This window comes from Rhodococcus sp. G-MC3 (assembly GCF_030063335.1).
Lineage (GTDB): Bacteria > Actinomycetota > Actinomycetes > Mycobacteriales > Mycobacteriaceae > Rhodococcoides.
The window spans coordinates 183,131-208,379 of the sequence record NZ_JASISW010000003.1 but is presented as its reverse complement, the minus strand read 5'-3'; the positions used below and the strand labels follow the sequence as shown (position 1 = coordinate 208,379).

Here is a 25,249-nt window from a genome sequence, read left to right as displayed (position 1 = left end):
CCGGTCGTATTTTTTCGCGCCGGGTTCACACGGGTAGTCGTGGCACGATTTCTCGCCAACCTTCCGCTGTGACAATCCCGTCGTGATCGAAGTCCACCGAGTGGACCACGAGTTCCGCGTCGTGGATTCGAGCCCATCGTTCGGCGAACCCACGAACAGGCCTGTGTCGCTGCGCTTCGAAGAGCGTCAGCGTGCCGTCGTATTTCGGCAGTGTGGCTGTCTGCAGCACCAAGGCGGTGTAGGCGAAATTGCGTGCCACCGCATCGGCGAACTCCTCGGGCACATCGCGTGGCCCGCGGTCGAGCGTGCCGCGCTCCGCACCCGCACGGTCGTCGCCGACCGGTGCCGAATCCACCACACCCACGAACGCAACGCTTTCACCGTCCGCCGTGAGGTGTGCAGCCAGCGCGTAGGCGATGTTGCCGCCGAACGAATAGCCGAGCAGGTGACAAGGCCCATGCGGCTGCTGCCGACGAACGGACCTGAGATGGTGCCCGACGAGTTCGTCGAAAGTTCCTGGCCGATCTTGCGCTGGTAGTTGCAGCCCGACAACCGGTCGATCCAGCATCGATGCCAGCGGAGAGAACCCGAACGCAAATCCCCCGGCGGGATGGATACAGATCAGCGGATCGCCGGTACGCGCACTTCCCCAATGGATTACCTCGCTCTCTACTTCTGGGCTCTCGGCTTCCGCGCTGCCGCCTCGCTGTTGGTCTACGTACTCCGCCACCGACGTCACGGTCTGTCGAGTGAGTAACTCGGCGACCTCGATCCGGACTCCGACCTCGCGCCCCAAGCGTGAGACCACACGCATCGCCGAGAGGGAATCGCCGCCACTGTCGGCAAATCCGTCGTCGCCGCCCACATCGTCGCGCCCGAGTACTTCGCGATACACCGCGGCGACCGCTTTCTGGGTGTCGGTGTGCAGCGTTTCCTCGACATCCCGTTTCGGCGGCGCCGGCAGCGCTGCCCGGTCGAGTTTGCCGTTCACCGTCAATGGGATCGATTCGACGACGACGATCTGCGCGGGGACCAGATGCGCCGGCACACGCTCTCGCAGCAGCGCGCGGAGATCACCGGTCTCGGTGCCGTCGACGACGACGTATCCGATCAGCCGGGTCGCCGAGTCGCTCGTTCGCACGGTGGCGGCCGCGCGTGACACTCCGTCCAGGCTCTCGAGGGCGGACTCGACCTCCCCGAGTTCGATGCGGATGCCGCGGATCTTGACCTGACGGTCGGCGCGGCCCAGATATTCGAGCCGACCACCGCGGATGTACCGCACCAAGTCACCGGTGCGATACATCCGCGCCCCGGAGCCGAAGGGATCGGCCACGAACACGGAGCTGCTCATACCAGTGCGGCCCAGGTAGCCGTGCGCCGTTCCGTCACCGGACATGTACAGCTCGCCCGAGGCTCCGGTCGCGACGGGACGCAGCCCTGAATCGAGAACCCGAGCAACGGCATTGCGCACGGGACCACCGAGACACGGGCTTTCACTGTCCGCCACGGACGACCCCATCGCGTTGATCGTGAACTCGGTCGGGCCGTACAGGTCGTAACCGGTGACGCCAGGTTGCTCGCGCAGCCTGGTCCACAACTCCTGTGGTACCGCCTCGCCGCCGAGCATCACCAGGGAGGGCCCGCGATCGTCGTCGAGCAACCCTGCCGTGATCAATTCCCTTGCGTACGAGGGTGTCACGTTGACCACATCGATTCCCACGGTCCGGTAGTGCTGGACCAGTGCCCGCGGGTCCACCCGCATCGTCTCGTCGATGACATGGACGTGGTGACCTGCCAACATCCAGAACAGCTCTTCCCACGACATGTCGAAGGAGAACGACACCGTGTGGGCGATTCGCAGTTGCCGTCCGCCGACGGAGTTCTCGGTGGGAGCGAAGATCTCGTCGCGATGATTGTGGTACATCGCGGTCAATCCCCGGTGGCCTACCTGTACGCCCTTCGGCTTGCCGGTCGAGCCCGACGTGTAGATCACGTACGCAAGCTGATCGGCGTACCGCGGCCCCCGAACGCGTGCGTCCGGGGCAGCGACCCTTCCATCCAGGATCGCGCGCAGAGCATCATCGGCCAGGTCGAACACCGTGACACCGTCCAGCTCTACCCCGACGGCCGAATCGCCGATAGTGACGACCGCGCGTGCACCACTGTCGGTCACGATCTCACGCAGGCGCTCGGCCGGGTTCTGCAGATCCAACGGCAGATACGCTGCCCCGGTGCGCATCACAGCAAAGATGGCGACAACGTGATCGGCGATACGCGGCAACAACAACGCTACGACATCTCCAGGCCCCACGCCCGAGTGAGCGAGGCACCGAGCCATGGCTGTGACACGATCGTCGAGACCACGGGCGGTGAGGGTCTCGGTTCCGCAGGTCAGCGCCGGCGCATCGGGGGTCGCCGCGGCCCGTTCGCTCAACAGCGTGTCGATGCTTCCTTCTCGCTCGCCCGGTACGGGAACGGACACGCGAACGGGATTCAGTGCCGTCCGTTCGAGCTCGGTTCGCGAGCGTCCGGTGTCGGCCACCGTCCTGGTTGCGGTGTCGCCGGTGAGCACCGCGATCATGTCGATCATCGTGCGCAGCAGCGACTCCGCAGCGTCGTCGTCGATCAGATCGCGGCGGTGTTCGATCGTCACCTCGAGCGAACCGCTTCGGCTGCTCGGATCGACGTCCACGGTGACGGCGTAATGGGTGGCGTCGGTCGCCTCGGCCGCGGTGATTCCCGCTCGCTCGAACGTGGAGAATCGGACAGCGTCACCGCCCACGTTTCGAAACACCAGCAAGGTGTCGAACAGCGTCGCGAATCCGGCGGCGCGGGAGATCTCACCGAGTCCCAGATGCTGGTGGTCGATGAGGCCACCTTGCTCGGTCATCATCCGTGACAGCAGGTCGCGTAAGCGGGCGCCGGGTGAGGTGCGCACTCGGACCGGAACCGTGTTGAGCGTCAAGCCAACTATGCGTTCTACTGCAGGCACCATCGGGTCGCGGCCGGACACCGTCGACCCGAACACGACGTCGTCGCGCCCGGTCACACGGCGCAGCGTCAGTCCCCACGCAAGCGCGACGATCGTGCCGACCGTGACGCCGTACTCGGCGGCGCGGCGGGCGAGGGCGTCGCCGATCCGGGCGTCGACTTCGCGCGTGATCCGATTCGGTAGCGACATCGCTTGTTGGTCGGCACCAGGAGCGAGGATCGTCGGCTCGGCGAGATCGGCAAGGTATCTCGCCCACGCATCGGTGGAATCCGCCTTCTCACGCCCCGCGAGGTGCCGGAGGTGGTCGGTGAAATCGGCGGGTGGGTCGAGTACGCGCGCCAGGGCAGCCGACAGATCCGTTCCGATCGGGTACAGGCCCGCACTCAGGCGCGCCACCCCGTAGAGAACGAACAGTTCGCTGAACATGATCGATTGCGACCATGCGTCGGTCAGGATGTGATGCTGAGTGAGAAGGAGAGTCTGCCTGCCCTCCGGTTCCGCAACGATGAGCATCCGGAGCAGCGGTGCACGGTCGAGCGCGAAGGGGCGTGCGAATTCGGCAGCAGCCAGAGCTTGTGTCGTCGCACATGATTCGGCGCTGTGCTCGACGATGGGGACGGTGGCCCGGCCGATGATTGCGACAGGCTCGTCGAACGCGGTATGGCTGAACGCGGCGGCGAGATTGGGATAGCGCTCCAACAATGCGGCGGCAGCGCTGACCAATGCCGGGCGGTCGATCGGTTCGGCGAATGTGAACTGGTGTTGGACGTGATAGTTGTCGGTGGAACCCACTGCGCCCGTGACCGACTGGAAGTACATGCCGCGCTGCAGTGGCGTGAGCGGTACCACCTGCTGCCATCCCGGGTACGACGCGTCGAGGAAGCTGCGTGCGTCGTCGTCGAGAGCCACCAGATCCGATTCGCGGTCCACGTTCGGAAGCAGGGGTTCGGTTCGCGTTGCGCGCTCGGCAAGTTCGGTGAGGCTGGCAGCATCGAACACGTCGGCCACCGCGAATCGAACACCGCGGCTCGTCGCGGCAGCCGCGAAACGAACCGCCGCGATGCTGTCCCCGCCAAGCTCGAAGAAGCTTGAATCGGGGTCGACAGTAATGCCGAGCACGTCAGCAGCGGCATCGACGAGATCGTCGAAAACAAGACGCGACGCGGAGGTTCGCCCCGTAGAGACAGCGTCGACGGGTTCGGGAAGAGCTGCACGGTCCAATTTTCCGTTCAGTGTCCGAGGCAGTCGATCCACCGCCGTGATCGACTGTGGAACGAACTGGTCGGGGACCGACTCGGCGAGTGCACGGCGCATGCGCACCGAGTCCACCGCGGTGCCTTCCTCCAGTACGACGTAACCGAACAAGCGGGCGGTGCCATCGGCGATCTCGGCAACCTTGGCGGCCGCGTCGAGCACACCCGGTAGGGACCGCAGGACGGTGTCGACCTCGCCGAGTTCGAGGCGGAATCCGCGGACCTTCACCTGGTCGTCGGTGCGTCGCAGGTATTCGATGCGGCCACGTCGGCGACGGACGAGATCCCCGGTGCGGTAGAGCCGTTCGGCCCGATGATCGGGGTCGGCCACGAATCGGGTCGCCGTATGCCCTGGCCGGTTCAGGTATCCACGCGCCACCTGCGCCCCACCGAGGTACAGCTCACCGGCAGCTCCTTCGGGGACTTCACGGAGCAAGTGGTCCAGGATTCGTACTCCGACATCCGACCACGGCGCCCCGATGGTGACCGGGGCACCAGCAGCGAGCTTGTCGGCGGTGGCCCACACCGTGACTTCGGTGGGGCCGTATACATTCCACACCTCGCTGCACTGAGCGGTCAGCTGGTCGGCAAGTTCGGTGGGCAGCGCCTCACCGCCCACCAGAGCACGCAGGGCGCCGAAGCCCCGGGCAGGGTCGACGGCCGCGAGCAATCGCCACAGGGACGGCGTCGCCTGAACGAGGGTCGCCCCGGAGTCGGTGACGAGCGAGGACAGCGCGTTCGGATCCACCACGGACGCGCGAGGTGCGATGACCACCGATGCACCCACGGTCAACGGGCAGAGCAGTTCCAGTACCGCGATGTCGAAGGATACGGTCGTTACCGCGACGATCCGGTCGGCGGGTAGCACCCAGCCCTGCTCGGTGACCGCTGCCGCGAACGCCGCCAGGTTCGCCGTGGTGACCATGACGCCCTTCGGTTTTCCCGTCGTACCCGAGGTGTGGATGACATACGCGAGATCGTCACCGACGTCCCGGATCGAAGGCAGCGCCGCATCACCGGGTCGATCGGCGCGATCGGCGCGCACGAACGGGGTGTCCATCCACGATGCCGCGTCGACGGTGTCGGAGGTGACCAGCACGCAGACGGGACTGGCGTCGTCGATCATGTACTGCAGTCGCTCGCGCGGATAGTCGACGTCCAGAGGCAGGTACGCGGCGCCGCATCGTAATACTGCGAGCAACGAGACAGGCAGGTGATGGTCACGCCCGACTGCCACACCGACCACCGATCCGGCTCGGACCCCGGCCGCGGTCAGGCCGCGAGCCAGCCCGTCGACCATGCGACCGGCATTGCCGTAGTCGATCTCGTTGTCGCCGAATGAAATCGCCGGCCGAGTCGGGTGGGCACGCACCTGTTCGCAGAATCGTTCGACCACCGAGAGCGGACGATCGTTCCGCGTCGCCCCCGAGGTGGACGCGCCGGCGCCGATGGCCGAGACAGATGCCTCGGGCCGGGTCACAACGTGCTCGAGCACTGCGAAAACCTCGTCGAGAAGGTGCTCGAGAGTCGCTGCGTCGAACAGATCTGCGGCACCGCCGAGCCGTAGTTCTGCCCCAGATGCGCTCTCTCGCAACCACACGACGAGATCCATTCTCGCGGGTGGATCGAGGGGCTCGATCGGAGTGGCAATTGCTTCGCCCAAGTGCAGCGCACCACCTTCGACCTCGTGTCCGACGAGAGTCTGGAACAGTGGATGACGTCCTTGCGCACGACCGGGTGCGAGCGCGTCGACGACCCGGTCGAAAGGCGCGCCGCTGTGTTCGAGGGCGTCCAGTCCCGCGGTTCGTACTCGGTCGAGCACCTGCGATGTACTCGGGTTCCCGGACAGGTCAATCCGATGGACCACGGTATTGACCAAGTAACCGACAGTATCGCGGAAACGCCCGTCGCCGAGTATCTCTCGATCGGACACCGTGGTACCGAGCGGGATGTCGTCACCGGCCCCGAACCGATGCCACGTCAACGCCACTGCTGCTTCGACGATCATCAAAGGGCTCACCCCGTGCCGAACCGTTGCCCCGCGTATCTCCGCCAGGAGATCGCGGGAGAGAACACGACTCGCGCCGACCGATCGGTGCGAGGCGGTGCGTGGCCGCGGACGATCGAGCGGCAATTCGAGTTCCGACGGCAGATTCGAGAGCCGCGAACACCAGTACTGCAATTCACGTAGGCCTTCGGCGGACTCGGTGCGCGCACGATCGACGGCAGCGAACTCGGCGAATTCCGGGGCGGACGCTTGCAGCTGCACCGGGTTGCCGTCGATTCGGGCACGGTAGGCAGTGGCCAGCGCGTCGAGCAGGATCGGGACCGAGGCGCCGTCGATCGCGATGTGGTGAACGACGAGAATTACTGCCGCCCAGTTCGCTCCATGGACGTGCGCTGCACGGACGGGTGCAGCGGCGGCGATGTCGAATACTGCCTCGGGGTCCTCCAACACCTCCCGGATCGCTTCATGCATCGGCAGTTCGGTGACGTGATCGGTCAGCACAGGAGCGGAGTCTGTCTCCAAGACTCGTACCGTCGGATCACCAGCCGGAGTCGGCGGGTAGCACGTCCGCAGAATCCGATAGTGCGCCAGCAGATCCGACCACGCCTGGGCAAGTGCGCTCACGTCCACCGAGCCCGTGAGTTCGAGCACCACCGGAACATCGTGGGTGTGGCTCGGCCCCTCCAGCTGAGCAAGGACCCACAGCCGTTCCTGAGCCGACGACACCACGGGGGCAGCAGGCACTGCGATGGGGGTTTCACCCAGCGAGTCCGGACCGACCTGTCCGGACATCGCGGCGATCGCCCGCGGGGTACGCGCGGCGAAGACGTCCGCCACGGTGACGACGACGCCGGACTTACGCAGGCCGCTCACAGCGCGCATTGCCGCGATCGAGTGCCCGCCACGTTCGAAGAAATCGTCGTCCGGGTCCAACGGTGTGTCGAGCACCTCGGCCAGCAGTCTCGTCACAGTCGTGACGGCCGAGGTCGGTGCGGCCGTAATCGACGAAGGCCTGCGCCTCGGTTCGACCCGAGCGCGGCTCCGGTCAGGCAGCGCAGGAAGGGACTGCGGAATCAGTTCCAGCGCTGGGCGATCGAGTCCGAGAAGTATCTGTTCGAGAACAGTCGGCAAGGCCTCGGTCACGGCCGAGGCGATCGCGGTGTCGAGGACGGTCGGGTCGTGATCGACGACGAGCCGGAAGCGAGTGCCGGGCGGGGCCAGCAGTGACAGCGGGTACTGGGTGAGACTGAGATTGCCGATGCCGACGACCCTGGTGTGCTCGGGGAGCCCGACGTCGTCTCCCCCGAAGAGGTTGGGATAGTTCTCGAATACGACGAGGGTGTCGAACAGTCCGGCGTCCCGACCGATGTCACGGGGAATGTCACTGCAGGCAATGATCTCCGGCAGCGGCAGGTGTTCGGCATCTCCGAGGTCGTACTGTTCGCTCTGACTGCGCCGCAGCACGTCCCTCAACGGTCGCTCGTCCAGGTGAAGCCGAACCGGGACAGTGTTGCTGAAAAGACCCACCATCTGTTCGACACGGTCGAGATCGGCGGGGCGCCCCGAGACCGTCGTGCCGAAGACCACGTCGGAGTGGCCGACGAGCGCGGACAGAATCGCGCTCCACGCGGCTTGCACCACAGTGTTTGCCGTCAAGCCGTTGTCCTGTGCGAACTCGGTGAGCCTTTCGCCGAGCGTCTCGGAAATCTTCGCTTCCTGCGCGAGGGTGCTTTCCCCTGTGCCCTCTCCGCGCGCGACGAGGGTCGGTTCATCGAGTCCGCCCAGTCGATCGCGCCACGCCGCAAGCATCTCGCGCCGTTCACGCGTGGCAAGCCAGCGCAGGTAGTCGCCGTAGTCGGGTGCGGGTGGCAGTGGATCGAGGTCGCCGTCGAGGTGGTTGTAGACGTGCACCAGTTCACGCAGGACGATCGGCGTCGACCAGCCGTCGGTCACGAGGTGATGCGCGTTCAGGACGAGCGTGGTCCGGTTGCCGGGCAGGAGAAGGACGTGACCGGCGAGCAGTGGACCCGAGCTGACGTCGAACACGCGACCGGCCGCCATACGGCCTGCCTGGTCGGCGCCGGCGCGGGCGCCGGCCTCGGTGAGCTCGCGAAGGTCCGTTACTCGCCAGTCGATGCTCATGCTGCGGGGGACGGCCTGCACGGGCGTATCGACAGTGTCGAAGTGAAAGCTCGCTGCCAGGTTGGGGTGGCGGTGCACGACTGCGGTGAAGGCGCGCCTCAGACGGTCGGCGTCGAGGCTGCCGTGCAGATCGACCACAGCGGTCAACGTGTACACGTCGTGGTCGCTGTAGCGAGCGGAGTGCGCGAGCAGCCCCTGCTGCAGTGGCGACAGTGGCAGCAGTCGATCCAGCGGTCCGTTCAGCGATTCCAGGTGAGTGATCTGGTCCTGGCTGACGTCGACGACGCCGGTGTCGACGGCACTCAGTCCACCGGTGAACAGCGCGGCATGTGCGGCCATACCTTCCAATGCCTGCCTGAAATGTTCCTGCAACGCAAGAACATCGTCGGCTGCGAGCAGCTCACCGGCTGCGGTCCATTCGACCGACAGCGTCGAGCCGCCGCCCCTGCCGTCCCCGTCGCGCACGAACGCGTTGAGTGCCAACACCTCGGTAAGCATCCGATCCGGCGGCTCCACAACACCGAATGCGTCGGCGGAGAGGGTCTTCCAGCCCTCCCCCGACATTGCACTCGCCTTGCCGAGGTAGTTGAGCACGATCTGCGGCTCGGGCAGCGCCGACAGCGAACTGCCTGCGTCGTCGAGGTATCGCAGGACGCCGTAGCCGATTCCGTTGTCGCGGCCTGCCCGACGCCGCGCCTTGATCTCGTGCAGCAGCGCAGCCACCACTGCGCCTCCTCCCTGCGCTTCGCCGACACGCTCGGCCGAATTCAGTGCGGCAGCAGGCACGGACACCGGGTATTCCGTGGTGAACCAGCCAACGGTCGGACCGAAGTCTTCGGTGGCGGCACCGTCACCGTCGCGACCATGGCCTTCCATCAGGACCGGGAAGTCGCCGAGACCCTCGCCGCGGAATGCGCGTACGGCCACCGTCAGCGCCACGAGCAGGACCTCGTCCGGACGGCAGCGGTACTTTGTGCACAGATCATCGATGACCGCGGAGGTGACTGCCGCGGAGTAGCCGGTGCGGGTGACGGACGAGGTGGCGTGAGTATCGATGCTCGGCCGCAGTGCGGCGTCGACGACGGGTTCCTGCTCCCCACCCAGGACTGTGGTCCAGTGATCGAGCTCGTCGAGGTACCGGTGGGCCGATCCGCGTTCGGCCAGATCCACCGCTCGGCGACGCCACGACGTTCCGCTGACCGCCGGCAACGCGCGGGAACCGACGGCACCGATCAAATCGCTGAGCAGGACAGGCCACGACACCGCGTCGATAGCGAAATGGTGCACAACCGTGAGCACTCGGTCTTGCCCGCCGGATGTTCTGATCACGGCAATCTGCAGCATGCGCCCGGTACGCGGCGACAGGTCCGCAGCGAGTTCGCGCGCGAGTTCGACGACAACCTCGTCGAATCGATCGGTGTCCACCGGACCGTATTCGGTCACGTCCGACTCAACGACGGCCTGCTCACGCGCGATCTCGACGGTGTTCTCGTCGGCGACGCGGATTCTCAGTGCCGCATGACGTTCGAGCATGACCGATACGGCCGAACGCACTGCGGCGAGCTCGATGTGCTCGGTTACCTCGACGACCGTCCACTGCGCGTACGCAGCCGTCGAGTCCGGGGGACTGCCCTCCAGCACGCGACGCAGGATCGGGGTTGCCGGTGATGGTCCGAACGCAACGTCTTCGGCAGCGGCCGCGGCGATCCGCGAGGGGGTTCTGCTGATCGCTGCAAGTGTCGCGAGATCACGTCCGGTGAGAATCTCTTTGGGAGTGAGAAGCACCGAATGTGCGCGCAGTCTGCTGCTGATGCTGATTGCGGCAATGCTGTCGCCGCCGAGGCTGAACAGATCTGAGCCCAGCGAAACCTCGTCGTGGCCGAGGACGTCTGCAAGGACGGTGCACAAGGCGAATTCTGCGGCCGTGCTCGGGGCACGCCCACCGGAGACATCGGCCGCCTGCGGCGCGGGAAGCCGTGCGCGATCCACCTTGCCGTTTACGGTGACCGGCAGCTCGCGAAGTACGGTGACCAGCGAGGGGACCATGTGATCGGGTACCCGGGTCAGCATGTCGCGCCGGATGCCGTCAGCGGTCAGCAGATCGGCTCCTGCGTCGACGACGACGTAGCCGAGAAGCTTTGCCGCCGTGCCGCTTCCCTCCACAATCGCGACCGCGGTACCGACGCCGGTCGTCGCGGCCAGTGCCGCCTCGACCTCGCGCAGTTCGACGCGGTGCCCGCGAATCTTGACCTGATCGTCGGCTCGCCCGCGGTACTCGTATCCCGCCGCCGCGTCCCAGCGGGCGAAATCGCCCGTGCGGTACATCCGACCGCCCGCCGGATCGAACGGATCCGCCAAAAAGCGATCGGCCGTGGCTGCGGGCATGGCCAGATAGCCACGTGCCAGTTGCGGTCCCGCGAGATACAACTCGCCCGTCTCACCGTCGAGAACCGGTCGCAGAGCTCCGTCGAGAAGGTAGGCCGCGGTCCCCTCCAGCGGCCGTCCGATCCGCACGTCCACGCCGGTGACCTCACCGCCGATAGCGTCGACAGTGGCCTCGGTCGGGCCGTACATGTTGTGCACCACAGCCTTACTCGCGCTCAGCTGCCCGGCGAGAGCGGGCGGCAACGCCTCGCCGCCCACGACGATCGTGCTGACGGAACCAGTGCTGACGGAACCAGTCCTGACGAGTCCTGCATCCACGAGGAACGATGCCATGGACGGAGTCGTGTCGACCACGTCGATGCCGTCTGCCGAGAACAACTCGACCTGAAGATCTGCATCACGCTGAACTTCGCTGTCGTACAGATGAATACGGTGACCGTCGAGAATCCACAGTAGCGGATCGAGGGATGCATCGAAGGCGAAGGATGTCGTATGGGCGACCCGGAGCCTGCGGCCGCCCACGCGGCGCGTGGCGTCGGCATACAGAGTGCGGCGGTGCCGGGCGGCGAGGTGCGCTAGGCCGCCGGCGCGGACGACCACCCCCTTGGGGGTTCCCGTGGAGCCGGATGTGAACAGAACGTAGGCGGTGTGATCGCGATGCCGGGCCTTGAGCAGTTCGTGAGCTTCGAGTCGTCCGGCGGGGAAGGATGCCAACTCGACCCGAACACGTTCGTCCGCCAACGCAACAATGTCCACGTCGACATTCGGTACGGGAGAGACTCTTTCGCACAGAAGGATCGACGGAGCCGAGCGTCGGGCAAGATCGTTCAACCGCTCGGCTGGGTAAGCCGGATCGAGTACGACGTATCCGGCGCCCGCCGTCCAGACAGCGAAGATGCTCGCGACAAGGTCGACCGATCGGGGAAGCGCAAGGGCGACGATGTCGTCCGGTCCCACTCCGCGTGCACGAACGAGACGTGCGATCGCGTGCACCCGGGCCGCCAGTTGCGTCGCGGTCCAGGACGTAGCGGATTCGGTCAGCACGATGTCGCCGCCATGGGCGGCGACCATCGCGTCGAACATCTCAGGGATGGACCATTGCTCTGCCGCCGGAATCGGAGCTGCAACCCAGTCCCGATCGAGTCCGCTCGTCCGAATATCTATGCGGCCCAGGCACGGTTGCTCGGGTGCGCACAGCGCCGACAACAATCCGGCCAAGCCCTCGACACGGCCGCGGACCGCGGTTTCGGTCATCTGCCGCGCGTCGACCTCGAATCCGAGCATCATTCGGCCGCCGTCGATGGGTGTGGCGGTGAGACCGAGTTCTTCGGGCGGACCACCGGCGACGTTGCGCAGCGTCCCGACCGCACCGGCGAAGTTCAGATCGAAGTCGAACGCCTTGAGATTGATCCCCACGCCGTGCAACAGGGCGCCGACACCGGGCGCCGCGAGGTCGCGCACAATGTCCTCACCGCGGTACTGCTGATGCTCACGAAGATCTTTCAGTACCGCTGCCGTCGCGATCGCCAGGGCGGTGATGTCGTCACCGAGTCCGATCGACACCCGCAACGGCAGCACGTTGACGGCCATCGACGGCGTGGTCAGGGACGTCCGGGTGGTACGCACCAACATCGGGAACGCGATCACCACGTCGGAGGTGTTCAGCAAGCGTGCGACAAATCCGGCGTATCCACCGATCAGCACGTCCGCCCAGGTGCACCCGCACTCGTCGGCGATCTGCTTGATCCGATCCATGGCGCCGGCGTCGACGACGGCTCTGGCCGAGTACGTCCGCTCTGCCGGGCTGTCGCTCGAGCCGCCGCGTCCGTGCCGCTCCGGCAGCGGGGTCAAAGCGGCGGACCAGTACTCGCGATCGGTCGCTGCCTGCGCGGACTCTCGATAGGTGACATCCTCGGCCACCACGTCCGTGAAAGATCCGAATGAATTGGGACGCAAAGGCTTGTCGGCGACCGCGGCGGTGTAGCGAGCCGCGATCCGGCGCGAGATCATCGCAGCCGAGTAGCCATCGACAACCAAGTGGTGATAGAGCTGCACACACCACACCTCGGTGGGTGAGAGCTGCAGCAGGGTATAGGCGAACAATTCGCGGTCCACCATCTCACGGCACATCTCAGCGGCCTCGGCCCTGCACTGCACGACGAGCTCCTCGGCGCTCGCGCGAGGATCGGGCCGTTCGGACAGATCCACAACAGAGATCGTCAACGCGCCGGCCTCGGTGATCCACTGACGCGGACCGTCTTCGGTGTCGATGAAGCGCAGGCGCATCGTGTCCGCTTCACCGATGGTCGCCTCGATGGCGTCCACCAGCGCGACGAGATCGATGGGCACCTCGGTAGCGGTACCGACGATCTCGAGAACCTCACCGACGAGGTAGTACGGCGAATCCGGTTCGAGACGTTGGGCATTCCAAATACCCCACTGCGCTCCGGTGAGCGGCAGCAGCGTCGTGGCCGCGTCGGTACGGGTGTCGTCGGTGAGAGTCATATCGTCTGGGCCTTCTTGTCGATCTTGCCCACCGAGGTCGTCGGGAACTCGATGACGAACTCGAATCTGTCGGGGACGGTGTATGCGGCAACCTTGCGTTCGGTACGCAGAAATGCTCGCAGCTGGGATGCTGTCGGTGATTCCGACTGCGGGTCACGACGAATGACGTACGCGCAGATCTTCTCGCCCAGTTCGGAATCGGGTGTTCCTACCACCGAGACGTCGTGGATGCCCTCGTGGGCGAGCAGGTGGTTCTCCACCATCGCGGGCGCGACCTTCTCACCGCCGCGATTGATCTGATCCTTCGTACGCCCGACGACCTGAAGATATCCACGGTCGTCGCGTATCACTACATCCCCGGTGCAGTAGAAGCCGTCGGGGGTGAAGCACGTGCTGTTGTGTTCGGGCGCGGCATAATACCCGCGGATCGTGTAAGGCCCCCGGGTCTGGAGGTTACCCGGCTCGCCGTCGGGGACCACCTGGCCTGCGTCGTCGACGACGCGCACCTCGTCGTCGGGTGAGATGGGACGCCCTTGAGTGGTGAACACCGTCTCGTCGTCATCCCCCAGTCGGGTGTAGTTCACCAATCCCTCCGCCATGCCGAAGACCTGGGTCAAGGCGCAGCCCAGCTCCGGGGTGACCCGCCGCGCAACCTCTGCGGGGAGCGTGGCACCGCCGACCCACACTCCGTCGAGCGAACCGATGTCGCGCAGTGCGCGCGCCGACGAATTCAGCCACGCCACCAGCAGCGGTGGCACGAGAGCGGCGTGGGTGACCGAATACTTCTCCACCAGGGCGAAACACGTGTCCGGGCTCGGATCGGGAGCCATGACGACGGCTCCCCCGGCCGCGACCATACCCAGCAGACCTGGCGAGCTCATCGTGAAATTGTGGGAGATGGGAAGTACGGCAAGCATTACCGACGTTTCGTCGATCGCGCAGATTCGTGCACTCTCGCGGACGGAGTAAAGATAGTCATCGTGCGTGCGCGGAATGAGTTTCGGGGTACCCGTCGTGCCACCGGACAATTGCAGAAACGCGACGTCCGATGCCAATGAGCGTCTGCAACGCGGCAACGCGGGCCCGCTGGCCCAACTCTCGTCACCGATCGGAACCACCACTGCAGTGAGATCCGGATGTGTCCGCGCGATTTCGGCGGCGATGGTCGAGTAATCGGTGCCGCCGAATCGGTCCACGGTGACGTACCCGGCAGCCGAGGTTGCCGAGCAGAAGCCGGTGATGTCGCCGGCGCGATGCGCAGCCAGCGCGAACACCGGAAGCGCGCCGATCTCGAACAGTGCGAACACGACCTCGACGTACTCGACGGTGTTGGGCATGTGCACCACGACGCGATCGCCGCGCGCGATACCGCCGCGCGCAAACTCGCCCGCGACCAACTTCACGCGGTCTGCCAGCTCGGCGTAGGTGAGGCTGCGACAGGCATCGACAACCGCGAGACGGTTACCGAATTGAGCTGCAGTGGAGGCCAACAGGTCCGAATGAGTCTGATCGACCCAGTATCCCTTGTCGCGGTACAGCGCTGCGAATTCGTCGGGATAACCGACGACGCCTGGCACATGCAGGGGCTCCACCGACGACGTGACCGTTGCGCTCAAGACGCCGCTCCGGCGGACGCCGGTTCGCGCTCGAGCGAGTGCAGGACGGTATCCGTGGTGACAACCGCACCGCAGCGTTTGGCCGCATATGTCGCCGCCATGATGTGCTCTTCCCGCGTGAAGTCCGCTGTGGCGTCGAGCACCAAGAACGGACTCACATCGGACATGAATGCCTCTGCGGCACTGAGCATGCACCCCATGTGGGTATATACACCGGTCACGATCAGCTGGTCGCGCCCGTGGTGGCCGAGCAGCTCCCGCAGGTCGGTGCGCTGGAACGCCGAGTAGCGCCACTTGGTGACCTCGATGTCGCCCGGCTCGGGACGCAGTGCCTCGATCACCTCGGTATCGCGGCCGGTGCCCAGGCCTGGTCCCCAGAAATCCGCGAGAATGCCGCGGCGCGAGGGATGCTGATCTCCTGGCTGCATGGTGAACACCACAGGGATATCGAGTTCGGCAGCCAATGTTCTTATGGCCCTGATGTTGTCGACGACCGGCACGATCAGCTCCGCGGCGTCCACGTACGCGTCGATGAAGTAGTTCTGCATGTCGTGCACGAGCAGTGCTGCGCGTCCCGGGTCGAGTTCCCAGTCGACCACATTGTCCGCAATCTCGTCCCGTGTGGGCATCGTGTAGCTCGAAATTTTCGGTATCGCCATTGCCGTCCCTTTCCTTCGTCTTGTGCTTTCCGGTAGGCCTGTACCTTCAGGCCGGGCCTCGTCGGTGACGACTCCACGCTTCCCACAGCTCTGCGTATCTGCCGTCGCGGGCGATCAGCGCCTCGTGCGAACCCGCCTCGACGATGACCCCGCAGTCCATCAACAGGATTCGATCGGCATGACGAGCCTGACCCAGTCGATGCGCCACGACGAGCGCACTTCGTCCGGCGAGCGCCGCTTCCGCCGAACGTTCCAACAGGGAGGCTCCAGCGCTGCCTGCGTCGGCAGTTGCTTCGTCGAGAATCGCAACGGGCGGATCGACGAGTACCAAGCGCGCCAACGCCAACTGTTGGGCCTGCATCGGGGTGAGCGGATGCCCGGCGTCACCGACCTGTGTATCCAACCCGGCGGGCAGCAGATCGAACCAGTCTCCCGCAAGAACTGTCCTCAGCGCCGCTTCCATCGTGGCGTCGTCGGCGCCCGGATCCGCCAATGCGAGATCACTGCGCAATGTGCCCGTGAAAACGTGCACTTCCTGAGTCACCAATGTAATTCGTTTGGCACGTTCGGCATCGGACATGGCGGCCAGATCGACACCGTCGAACTCGATTCTGCCCCCGTTCGGCGTCCGTACGCCGGCGAGCACGGCGGCGAGCGTGGTCTTCCCCGCTCCCGAGGTGCCCACGAGCGCCACTTTCTCACCGGGTTCGAGTCGGAGATCAATTTTACGTAGTACCGGCCGCGTGCGCGAGTAACCGAACGTGATGTCCGTAGCTTCCAGGACGGCCTTGCGAGTTGTCACCGCACCGACTGCACCGACTGCACCGACTGCACCGGTCTCGATCACCCCGACGATGCGAGTCAGAGACGCCAGCGCCGACTGCAGTTCGTCGACAACGAGTAGCAACTCGTCGATCGGCTCGAACAGCCTGAGGAAGAACAGCATTGCCGTCGTCGTCGCACCGACGGTCAGTGCCTCTGCTCCGACGAGGAAGTAGCCGATCACCAGCAAGCTAGCCATGGCGATGAACTGGGCTGTATTCAACCTGCCGTAGAAGCGGTTCTGCACGATGCGGGCGCGCATCGTCCAGCGCACCACTTCCCACGAATGAGTGCCGATGCGATGTGCCAACGTGGGGGCCAGGTGATACTCGTGCACCGTGCGCAGTCCACGAACCGAACCAAGAACCTGCTGTGCTCGCATGCCCATCGCCGCCCGCTCGGACGCGTAAATGCCAGGGGCGTTGCGCAGATACCACCGCACCGCAAGTGCGTACACCGGCAATACCAACACGATTGCGCCGAGAAATCGCCAGTCCAACGCGGTGAGCCCGACGGCGGTCAGAACGATGGTGAACAACGATGTCGACACTGCCGGCACAACGGTGTTGATCGCCGACGAGACCTCGTCGACGTCGTCGGTGGCACGGGAGATCAGATCACCGCTCCCTGCTCGCTCGACCCGCTCGAGCGGCAATCCGACGCTGGTCGAGAACATCCGCTCACGCAGATGGGCAAGGGCAGTCTCGAACAGCCTCGATGAAAGCACGACTCCCAACGCCGTGAACGCAGCGAATGCCACTGCAGCACCGACCATCACGAGACCCAGCTGCCATATTTGCTGTGCACTGCCGTCGCCGATGACGGTGTCGACCATCCGGCCGAGGGCCCAGGGGGCGACGAGTCCGAGGGCGGCACCGACGACCATTGTGGCCACCACCCCGAGCAGCCGAGCGCCCTGCCCGCGAAGCGTACGGGCGATTTCCGCGCGCACTGCGCGGGCGTCGGCGATCGGGAGCTTGTCGGGCTGGGTGGGAGCCATCGCAGCGGTCACAGCGAACGCTCCAATACCGATGTCTCGCCGTTGAAAGTCTCGCCGTTGGATGTCTCGCCGATTCTCAACCGCCGTGACGCGGCGGCCAACAGTGCCGGCGCCGAAGTAAAGATCACCGTGGTCCGACCACGACGCGACTGCGCGATACGTTCGGCAACAACCGCTTCCGTTACCGAATCGACTGCTGTGGTTGGGTCGAGCAGGACGAGGATCTGTGGATCTGCGGCCAGAGCGCGAGCCAACGCGACGCGTTGGCGTTGGCCACCGGACAGCAATCGTCCGGCTTCGCCGACGTCGGTGTCGAGCCCGTCCGGCAACGCTGCCGCGACATCGTCACAGGCGGCGGCCATGAGAGCTCGTGCGACTGCATCGCCAGGGATATCGCCGGGCATCGATACGTTCTCTGCCACAGTGCCTTCGAACAGATCGCTCTCGTGTGGCGCGACGATCAGACGCCGTCTGCGGTCCTCGCCGCTCAGGGACCTTGCATCGACACCTCCGACCGTGACCGCACCGGCAGCGGGGCGTATCACTCCGGCAAGAACGCCGGACAGAGCACCAGCCGTCGCTGAATCCGTTTCGATGGCCATGAATTCACCCTCGCGCACAATGATGTCGACGACGGGTCCTGCTCCGCACCGGACACCGGAGAATTCGAGAGCGAATCCCTCCGGCGCAGCCGAGAACGGTGCCCTCTCCGTTCGATGGGGCGCCTGCACTATCGTCAGGACGCGTTCCGCGGATGCCAGTGCGCCAGCCCAGATCGTGCCGAAGTTGGACGCGAATGCCTGCAGCGGCCCGAGTACGAACTGCGTCACCCCGACGACAGTGATCAGCTGACCCACCGTCATTGCACCGCGCAAGGCCATGAGCCCCGCGGCTACCGCGACGCCTGCGATGAACAGACCTGCGACGGTCTCCATCGATCCGAGGTAGCCGGCCCGGGCGAGATTGGCTTTCAACGTTCCCTGCAGCGCCCGCTCGCTGGCAGCGCGGTATCGCCTGCTTGCCTCGGGTTCCGCGCCGAGGCCCTTGACTATTCGGAATCCCCCGACAAGATCTGCTGCCGTTCCGGCCGCTTCACCGGCGACCTGCTGTTGCTGCACGCTACGTCGGCGTAGCGGACCGCCTGCTCGGTCCATCACCCAGAGCATGACCGGCGTCGCGACAGCGATCGCCAGTCCGAGCGGCCACGAGATGTACAGCAGGATTATCGCGGCGAACAGCACGGCTGCGAATTCGCCGAGCGGATAGATGACGATCGCGACGGCCATGGCCATCTGACGGGCGTCCGATGTCGCGATGCTGAGCAACATCCCGGGTTGACGCGCCGGACCACCCATGCCCTCGGGGTCGAGGATGCGGTTCGTGATCTTCGTTCGCACCTTGTGCGCAATGGCGTTCATTCCCAGGAAGCCGATGCGGCCACCGAACCGGAAGGTGAACGATACGAACGCGTAGTCGACCGCCAGCAAGGCTGTCCACAGAACCAACTGTTTCGGGTCACCGGTACCGATCGCACGGTCGATCGCTTGGCCCATGATGACAGGTATGAGGGCAGCGCCCAGTTGATGCGCGATGAGGAGCATTCCTGCTGGAACCGTGTACTTCTTCGCGGCGAACATGGTGCGAAGAGTCAGTTGGCGAGGTGTCGTCGTCGCCGTGACCGTGATGTCATCGATGGCCAGCGGCTCGGCAGGTGCGTCGAAGAGGATCGGCAGTTTCATCAGCGCGTCAGGACCGCGTCGAGCAACGACCGTGATGCCAGCGAATCGACCAGCTCACCCGAACGCACAGCGATGTTCGACAGCAGGGACGACGTCAAACCGTGCGAATGCTCGGTTCCGCCCTGCAGGTAGATACCACCGAATACTGCATCCGTGGTGCGTAGCCGATAATCGCGCTCGACCTCTGGGGTGCCGTCGGCGGAGAACACGCACTCGTGCGCCAGTGGGCCGAGAATCCCGTGAAGGTCGAGTGGCCTGAAACCGGTCGCGAATATTACTGCATCGCACTGCATATGCTCGTCCCGCCCAGTGGGGCGGTGACGAACTCGGACGTGGGCGCCGGAGTCGGAGACCACCGGGGTGGATACTTCCGAAGCTCCATGGACGAAGAGTCGACGCCGACCGCTCACTCGTTCCCCGTACTCACGGTTGTACAGATCCTCGATCAACGGCAGATCCACCGCCGAGTAGTTGGTACTGCGGTGGTAAGCGATCAATTGATCGCGCAGTCGCGGAGATGCAGCATAGAAATCGTCCACCGCTTCCGGGTCGAATACGCGATTGGCGTACGGGCTGTCGTCGGCAGGGCTGTACCCGTACTTGCCGAACACCGCGTGCACCTCGGCGTCGCGATAGCGCTCGTGCAGATGGGCAACAACTTCGGCGGCACTCTGGCCGGCCCCGACGACGACGAATCGACCGTGCTGCAGATCGGGGAGCGCTTCCAGATGGTCCAGAACCCGGTGGTTGTGGAACACCCGCGGGCCCGGGTGGACACCGTCGGGCAACTTCGCGGTCAGTCCGCCTGCCAACACGACGTTGCGAGCACGCAGGACTTGGCGCTCGCCGCCACGGGAGTCGACCGTGACCTCGAAGTACTCGCCCTGCCACTGGACCGAGTTCGCGACGGACCCGTAGTGCACATCGGCCGCGACCTTGTTCTCTGCCCACGTCAGATAATCGTGGAACTCCACACGTGAAGGAAAGAACGTCTGCAGATTGATGAAATGAGTCAGCCGGTCGCGTTCGGCGAGGTACTGCAGGAACGTGTACTCGCTGCGGGTGTTGCGTTGGGTTGCAAGATCTTTGAGGAACGATATTTGCATCGTCGCGCCAGGAAGCAACATGCCAGGGTGCCACTTGAATTCCGTTTGCCGTTCGACGAACACCGAAGTGAGCCGGTCCGCAAGCGCGAATTGGGCATTGCGCTCCTCTAGGGCGATCGCCAACCCCAGGTTCGACGGCCCGTAGCCGACTCCGAGGATATCCACTACGTCGGAATTGTTGCTGGCCATGGGTAACAATGCATCCTTGTCGGTTGGAAGATAATTTAGCCTAACCTATTCTACGACATCCGGTTTAGGCTAGCCTTTCCATCATCGAGCACCACCAGGTGGGTCGAAACCGACGAAACGAGGCAACGAGATGACTTCGCATATCGCTGCGGCGACGCCCACCATCGACGCCGTAGCAGCAGGGACGCCAGGCTCATTCGTCCTCTCCCGCCCGCACGGAAGCGTGACCGCAACGGGCGTCCGTGCACAGTTCGATGACGCCGCGGCCGCCGCCGATGCCCTGCGTTCGGGCGATGTCGATGCCGTCGTCGGCGCACTCCCCTTCTCGCGCCAGACTCCGAGTGCGCTGACTGCACCGCTGAATCTCACAGTCTCGCCGCTCCCCTGGCAGCCACCACTCGTGCTGACCGATCTGCCGGAGTTCGTCGTCGGGGACCTGTGCGAGGACGACCACATCGATCGCGTTCGTACAGCAGTGAACGTTCTGCGTACTGCGTCGACGCCGCTGCAAAAAGTGGTCCTTGCCCGGAGACTCGCACTGCGTACCGACGCCGTCGTCGATCCAAGATCGGTACTCGCCGCTCTGGTGGCAGGCAACCCGTCGGGCAATGGGTACCTCGTCGACCTCGGCGCGGCCGGTGGATCGTTTGTCGGTCGATCGCTCGTCGGTTCGAGTCCCGAGGTGTTGATCCGTCGACAGGGGCGAATAGTCACCTGCCATCCCTTGGCCGGTTCGGCTCCACGCCATCGGAACGAAACAACCGACCGCGAGATCGGTCGCAGTCTCGCGGAATCACCCAAGGATCGACGCGAGCATGCGTTCGTCGTCGACGCCATCCGCACAGCTCTCTCGCCATTCTGCAGCGCACTCGATATTCCACGAGGACCCACCGTCACGCACACACCGCAACTCTGGCACCTCGGGACCCCGATCAGAGGTGAGCTGCACGAAAAGTCCACCACCGCTCTCGATCTCGCGCTCGCCCTGCATCCAACGCCTGCGGTGTGCGGAACCCCGACCGATCTCGCCTACTCGACCATCGACGAACTCGAAGGCGATCGAGGCTTCTACGCAGGCGCGATCGGATGGTGTGATGCCAACGGTGACGGCGAATGGATGGTTGCCATCCGATGCGCCGAGATCAGCAGGCACGGTCGAGAGGTGACCGCATACGCAGGAGGAGGAATCGTGGCCGAATCCGACCCCGATGCGGAACTGCGCGAAACCATCACCAAGTTCGGCACCGTGCTGAGCGCACTCGGAGTGTCGCTGTGACGGTCACTCTCGTAGTCGGTGCCGCGAACGGCATCGGCCGGGCGGTCGCCGTCGGGCTGGCTGCGTCGGGTCACCGTCTCGCACTGGCCGACGTCGATGCCCGCGGACTCGCCGAGACCGCGCGTGCGGCCGGTGCCCCGCAGCAACCGATCAGCACCCATGTTCTGGACATACGCGATTCCAACGCCGTGAGGTCCGCGGTCTCCGACATCGAGTCCGTTCACGGTCCCATCGGTGCTCTCGCCCACGTCGCCGGAATCCTTTGCACCGGTAGCGTTCTCGATTCGAATATCGAAGAATTCCGAAACATTTTCGATGTCAACCTGTTCGGTCTGCTCAACGTCGTACAAGCGGTCGGTCGCTCGATGCGTGAGCGCCGCGCTGGTTCGATCGTCGTCGTCGGCTCCAACTCCGCAGGCGTACCGAGGATGTCGATGGGTGCGTACGGATCGTCGAAGGCTGCGTCGACGATGTTGACCCGAATAGTAGGGCTCGAACTGGCGCAGTACGGGATTCGGGCGAACATCGTCGCGCCAGGCTCGACCGACACCGACATGCAGCGCGCGATGTGGGCGGACCCCACCGACGACAGCAATGCGCGGGCCGTCATCGACGGCGACCTGGCCACCTACAAAGCAGGAATTCCACTGGGCCGCATAGCGTCACCCGAGGACATAGCGGATGCCGTCGAGTTCCTGCTCTCCGACCGAGCACGCCACATCACCATGCAATCGCTGTACGTCGACGGTGGAGCGACACTGCGTGCGTAAACCGCAATCACCTCGCTCGGCGTGCAACGACAGTCACGACCTCGCCAATGCCGACGCGATCTCCACTGCTCTGTGGTCGAGTTCGGCCCGCGCAGGCGATGTCGGACGCGCCCGCAGCCCGAACCCGTCACCCGTCGTCCGCGGGATCACATGAAGATGAACGTGGAAGATTTCCTGGCCGGCCACTTCACCGTCGGCGAGGAAGAAATTGACGCCTGCGCATCGGGGATCGCTCGCCCGCAATGCGGCAGCAACCTTCTGCCCGACGACGAACATGTGCGCACCGATCTCGGGGTCCAATTCTGCCAAGGACCGAGCTTGCGTCTTCGGAACGACCAGCACGTGACCACGAGTGACCGGCCTGATATCGAGGAACGCCAGCACAAGGTCGTCCTCGTACACCCGACTGGATTCGGCGGTCCCGGCAATGATTTCGGCAAAAATTGTGTACGGATTCATAGACGCACAGTCTAGGACTGCACAGGGGCGGGCCCGCGACTAAAGTCTGGCCATGGGTTTATTGGGAGGCGTTCTCTTCGACATCGACGGCGTACTGGTCACATCATGGAAACCGGTGCCGGGTGCAGCCGAGACGCTGGACTTCCTGAACAGCCGCGACATCGCGCGGGCGTTTCTGACCAACACCACATCCAAGACACGGGCCCAGATCGCCGACGCGCTGACCGAGGCAGGCATGCCGGTCCACGCCGACGAGATCGTCACCGCTGCGAGCCTCACCGCCGATTACCTGCGCGAGACCTACCCGGGAGCGCGAACGGTGCTGATCAACAACGGCGACATTGCGGGCGATATGCCCGGCATCGAATTCGTCCCCGAATCGGGCGGCGATCCCGAGGTGGTCGTCATCGGCGGCGCAGGACCGGAATTCACCCACGAACGACTCAGCAGGGTCTACGACTGGTTGTGCCGCGGCATCCCCGTCGTCGCCATGCATCGCAGCCTCATGTGGACCACCGGCGCGGGACTTCGCATCGACACCGGCATGTATCTCGCCGGGATGGAGAAGGCGTCGGGACACACGGCGAAAGCCGTCGGGAAGCCTGCGCCGCTGGGATTCCAGACCGCAGCCGAACGGATGGGCGTCGATCCAGCCGATGTGGTGATGGTCGGCGACGACCTGGACAACGACGTGCTCGCAGCCCAGGTCGTCGGCATGACCGGAGTACTCGTGCGGACCGGAAAGTTTCAGCAGGACGTGCTGGACCGCCGCGCCGAGCAGGAGTTCGGATTACAGCCGAACCACGTCATCGACTCGGTGGCCGATCTCCCGGACCTGCTCGCCGCCCGTGAGTGAAAAGTGACAGGGGAGCGTACCGAAACGCGCACGGGCGCCGCAGGCGTCCTACAGGATCGGTGACGGCGTGTACTTGGCTCCGGCGGGGAACTGACCGACAAGGGTTTCAACCTCGGAGACGACCGCTGAGACCTGAGCCTGCGCAGCACCGATGAACGCCGACTTGTCGGCGAGGGCAGCGTCGAGCCCGGCGCGATCGAGCGGAATGCGCTCGTCGGCGGCCAGCCGATCCAACAGGTCCGGCTCCTGCCCCTGCTCGCGCATCGCCAGTGCCACGGCGACGGCATGCTCCTTGATCGCCTCGTGCGCGGTCTCGCGGCCGACGCCTGCGCGTACCGACGCCATGAGCACCTTCGTCGTCGCCAGGAAGGGCAGGTAACGGGTCAGTTCCTTCTCGATGACGGCCGGGTACGCGCCGAATTCTGCGAGTACCGTCAGGAACGTCTCGATCATGCCGTCGATGGCGAAGAACGCATCGGGCAGCGCGACGCGCCGCACGACCGAGCAGAACACGTCGCCCTCGTTCCACTGCGCACCGGCGAGCTCGGCAGCCATCGAGCCGTAGCCGCGCAGGATGACCTGCAGGCCGTTGACGCGCTCGCAGGAGCGGGTGTTCATCTTGTGCGGCATCGCCGACGATCCGACCTGGCCCGGCTGAAAGCCCTCGGTCACCAGCTCGTGCCCTGCCATCAGGCGAACGGTGTGGGCGAACGAGGATGGACCGGCACCGAGTTGAACCAACGCCGAGACGACGTCGTGGTCGAGTGAACGCGGGTACACCTGGCCGACGCTGTTGAGCACGTGACGGAACCCGAGGTGGTCGGCGACGAGGCGCTCGAGCGCGGTGAGCTTCGCGGAGTCGCCGTCGAGCAGGTCGAGCATGTCCTGGGCCGTGCCCATCGGGCCTTTGATTCCGCGGAGCGGGTAGCGAGCGATGAGTTCCTCCAGCCGCGCGAGCGCGATCAGGATCTCGTCGGCGGCAGAGGCGAAACGCTTGCCGAGCGTGGTGGCCTGAGCGGCAACGTTGTGACTGCGGCCAGCCATCACCAGCGAGGAGTACTCCGCTGCGCGCTCGGCCAGCTTCGCGGCGACGGCAACTCCGTGCGCGTGGACGTGCTGCAACGAACGCAGGATCTGCAGCTGCTCGACGTTCTCCGTCAGGTCGCGGCTCGTGAGGCCCTTGTGGATCTGCTCGTGGCCTGCGAGGGCGTTGAACTCCTCGATACGAGCCTTGACGTCGTGACGGGTGACCCGTTCGCGCGCCGCGATCGACGCCAGATCGACCTGACCGATCACGCGTTCGTAGTCCGAGATCGCAGACGACGGCACGTCGACGCCCAGGTCGGACTGGGCTTTGAGGACGGCGATCCACAGCTGACGTTCAAGAACGATCTTGTGTTCCGGAGACCAGAGGTCCACCAGTTCGGGGCTTGCATAACGGGTGGCGAGGACATTCGGAATGGTCACGAGAA

At 65.0% G+C, this 25,249-nt stretch carries 11 protein-coding genes; 3 read left to right on the top strand and 8 right to left on the bottom strand.

The genetic code is table 11. From position 1 onward, the window contains the following. Nucleotides 1–25: 25 nt before the first annotated feature. Genes QMK17_RS04415 through QMK17_RS04390 form a run of 6 tightly spaced genes read right to left on the bottom strand, consistent with a single transcriptional unit; the run spans nucleotide 26 to nucleotide 20,416 of the window. Nucleotides 26–13,285 (bottom strand): non-ribosomal peptide synthetase, encoded by a 13,260-nt coding sequence (locus QMK17_RS04415; protein ID WP_283507223.1) that lies wholly within the window; start codon nucleotides 13,283–13,285, stop codon nucleotides 26–28. After that, on the bottom strand, nucleotides 13,282–14,901 hold the full coding sequence (locus QMK17_RS04410) for a (2,3-dihydroxybenzoyl)adenylate synthase (RefSeq protein ID WP_283507222.1): 1,620 nt from the start codon (nucleotides 14,899–14,901) through the stop codon (nucleotides 13,282–13,284). Before QMK17_RS04410 ends, QMK17_RS04415 begins: the two co-directional genes overlap by 4 nt. Beyond that, nucleotides 14,898–15,560: an isochorismatase family protein gene (locus QMK17_RS04405; protein WP_283507221.1), complete on the bottom strand. Its 663-nt coding sequence runs from the start codon at nucleotides 15,558–15,560 to the stop codon at nucleotides 14,898–14,900. The genes QMK17_RS04410 and QMK17_RS04405 overlap by 4 nt, the downstream gene beginning before the upstream one ends. Before the next feature lie 46 nt (nucleotides 15,561–15,606). Then, nucleotides 15,607–17,394, bottom strand: a complete 1,788-nt coding sequence (locus tag QMK17_RS04400; RefSeq protein ID WP_283507220.1) for an ABC transporter ATP-binding protein — start codon at nucleotides 17,392–17,394, stop codon at nucleotides 15,607–15,609. Then, the gene (locus tag QMK17_RS04395) at nucleotides 17,391–19,121 is read right to left on the bottom strand and encodes an ABC transporter transmembrane domain-containing protein (protein ID WP_283507219.1); all 1,731 of its coding nucleotides are present in this window, start codon (nucleotides 19,119–19,121) and stop codon (nucleotides 17,391–17,393) included. Before QMK17_RS04395 ends, QMK17_RS04400 begins: the two co-directional genes overlap by 4 nt. Further along, nucleotides 19,121–20,416, bottom strand: coding sequence for a lysine N(6)-hydroxylase/L-ornithine N(5)-oxygenase family protein (locus QMK17_RS04390; protein ID WP_283507218.1), 1,296 nt, complete (start codon nucleotides 20,414–20,416; stop codon nucleotides 19,121–19,123). Before QMK17_RS04390 ends, QMK17_RS04395 begins: the two co-directional genes overlap by 1 nt. 130 nt (nucleotides 20,417–20,546) lie before the next feature. Here QMK17_RS04390 and QMK17_RS04385 point away from each other — a divergent pair, with 130 nt between their 5' ends. Together QMK17_RS04385 and QMK17_RS04380 are read left to right on the top strand one after the other, a co-directional pair. Then, nucleotides 20,547–21,692, top strand: a complete 1,146-nt coding sequence (locus QMK17_RS04385; protein WP_283507217.1) for an isochorismate synthase — start codon at nucleotides 20,547–20,549, stop codon at nucleotides 21,690–21,692. Next, a complete protein-coding gene (locus QMK17_RS04380) occupies nucleotides 21,689–22,462 on the top strand; it encodes a 2,3-dihydro-2,3-dihydroxybenzoate dehydrogenase (RefSeq protein WP_283507216.1) in 774 nt (257 codons plus the stop codon). The genes QMK17_RS04385 and QMK17_RS04380 overlap by 4 nt, the downstream gene beginning before the upstream one ends. Before the next feature lie 33 nt (nucleotides 22,463–22,495). On the opposite strand, the gene QMK17_RS04375 is transcribed toward QMK17_RS04380, so the two are convergent. Further along, nucleotides 22,496–22,921 carry an HIT family protein gene (locus tag QMK17_RS04375; RefSeq protein WP_283507215.1) on the bottom strand — a complete coding sequence of 142 codons (426 nt, stop codon included), beginning with the start codon at nucleotides 22,919–22,921 and terminating at the stop codon, nucleotides 22,496–22,498. A 52-nt stretch (nucleotides 22,922–22,973) separates the two neighbouring features. Between QMK17_RS04375 and QMK17_RS04370 the strand changes: the two genes are divergently transcribed. Then, a complete protein-coding gene (locus QMK17_RS04370) occupies nucleotides 22,974–23,777 on the top strand; it encodes an HAD-IIA family hydrolase (protein WP_283507214.1) in 804 nt (267 codons plus the stop codon). A 48-nt stretch (nucleotides 23,778–23,825) separates the two neighbouring features. Here QMK17_RS04370 and purB read toward each other — a convergent pair whose 3' ends face one another. Next, the gene (gene purB / locus QMK17_RS04365) at nucleotides 23,826–25,244 is read right to left on the bottom strand and encodes an adenylosuccinate lyase (protein WP_283507213.1); all 1,419 of its coding nucleotides are present in this window, start codon (nucleotides 25,242–25,244) and stop codon (nucleotides 23,826–23,828) included. Between the last annotated feature and the right edge of the window lie 5 nt (nucleotides 25,245–25,249).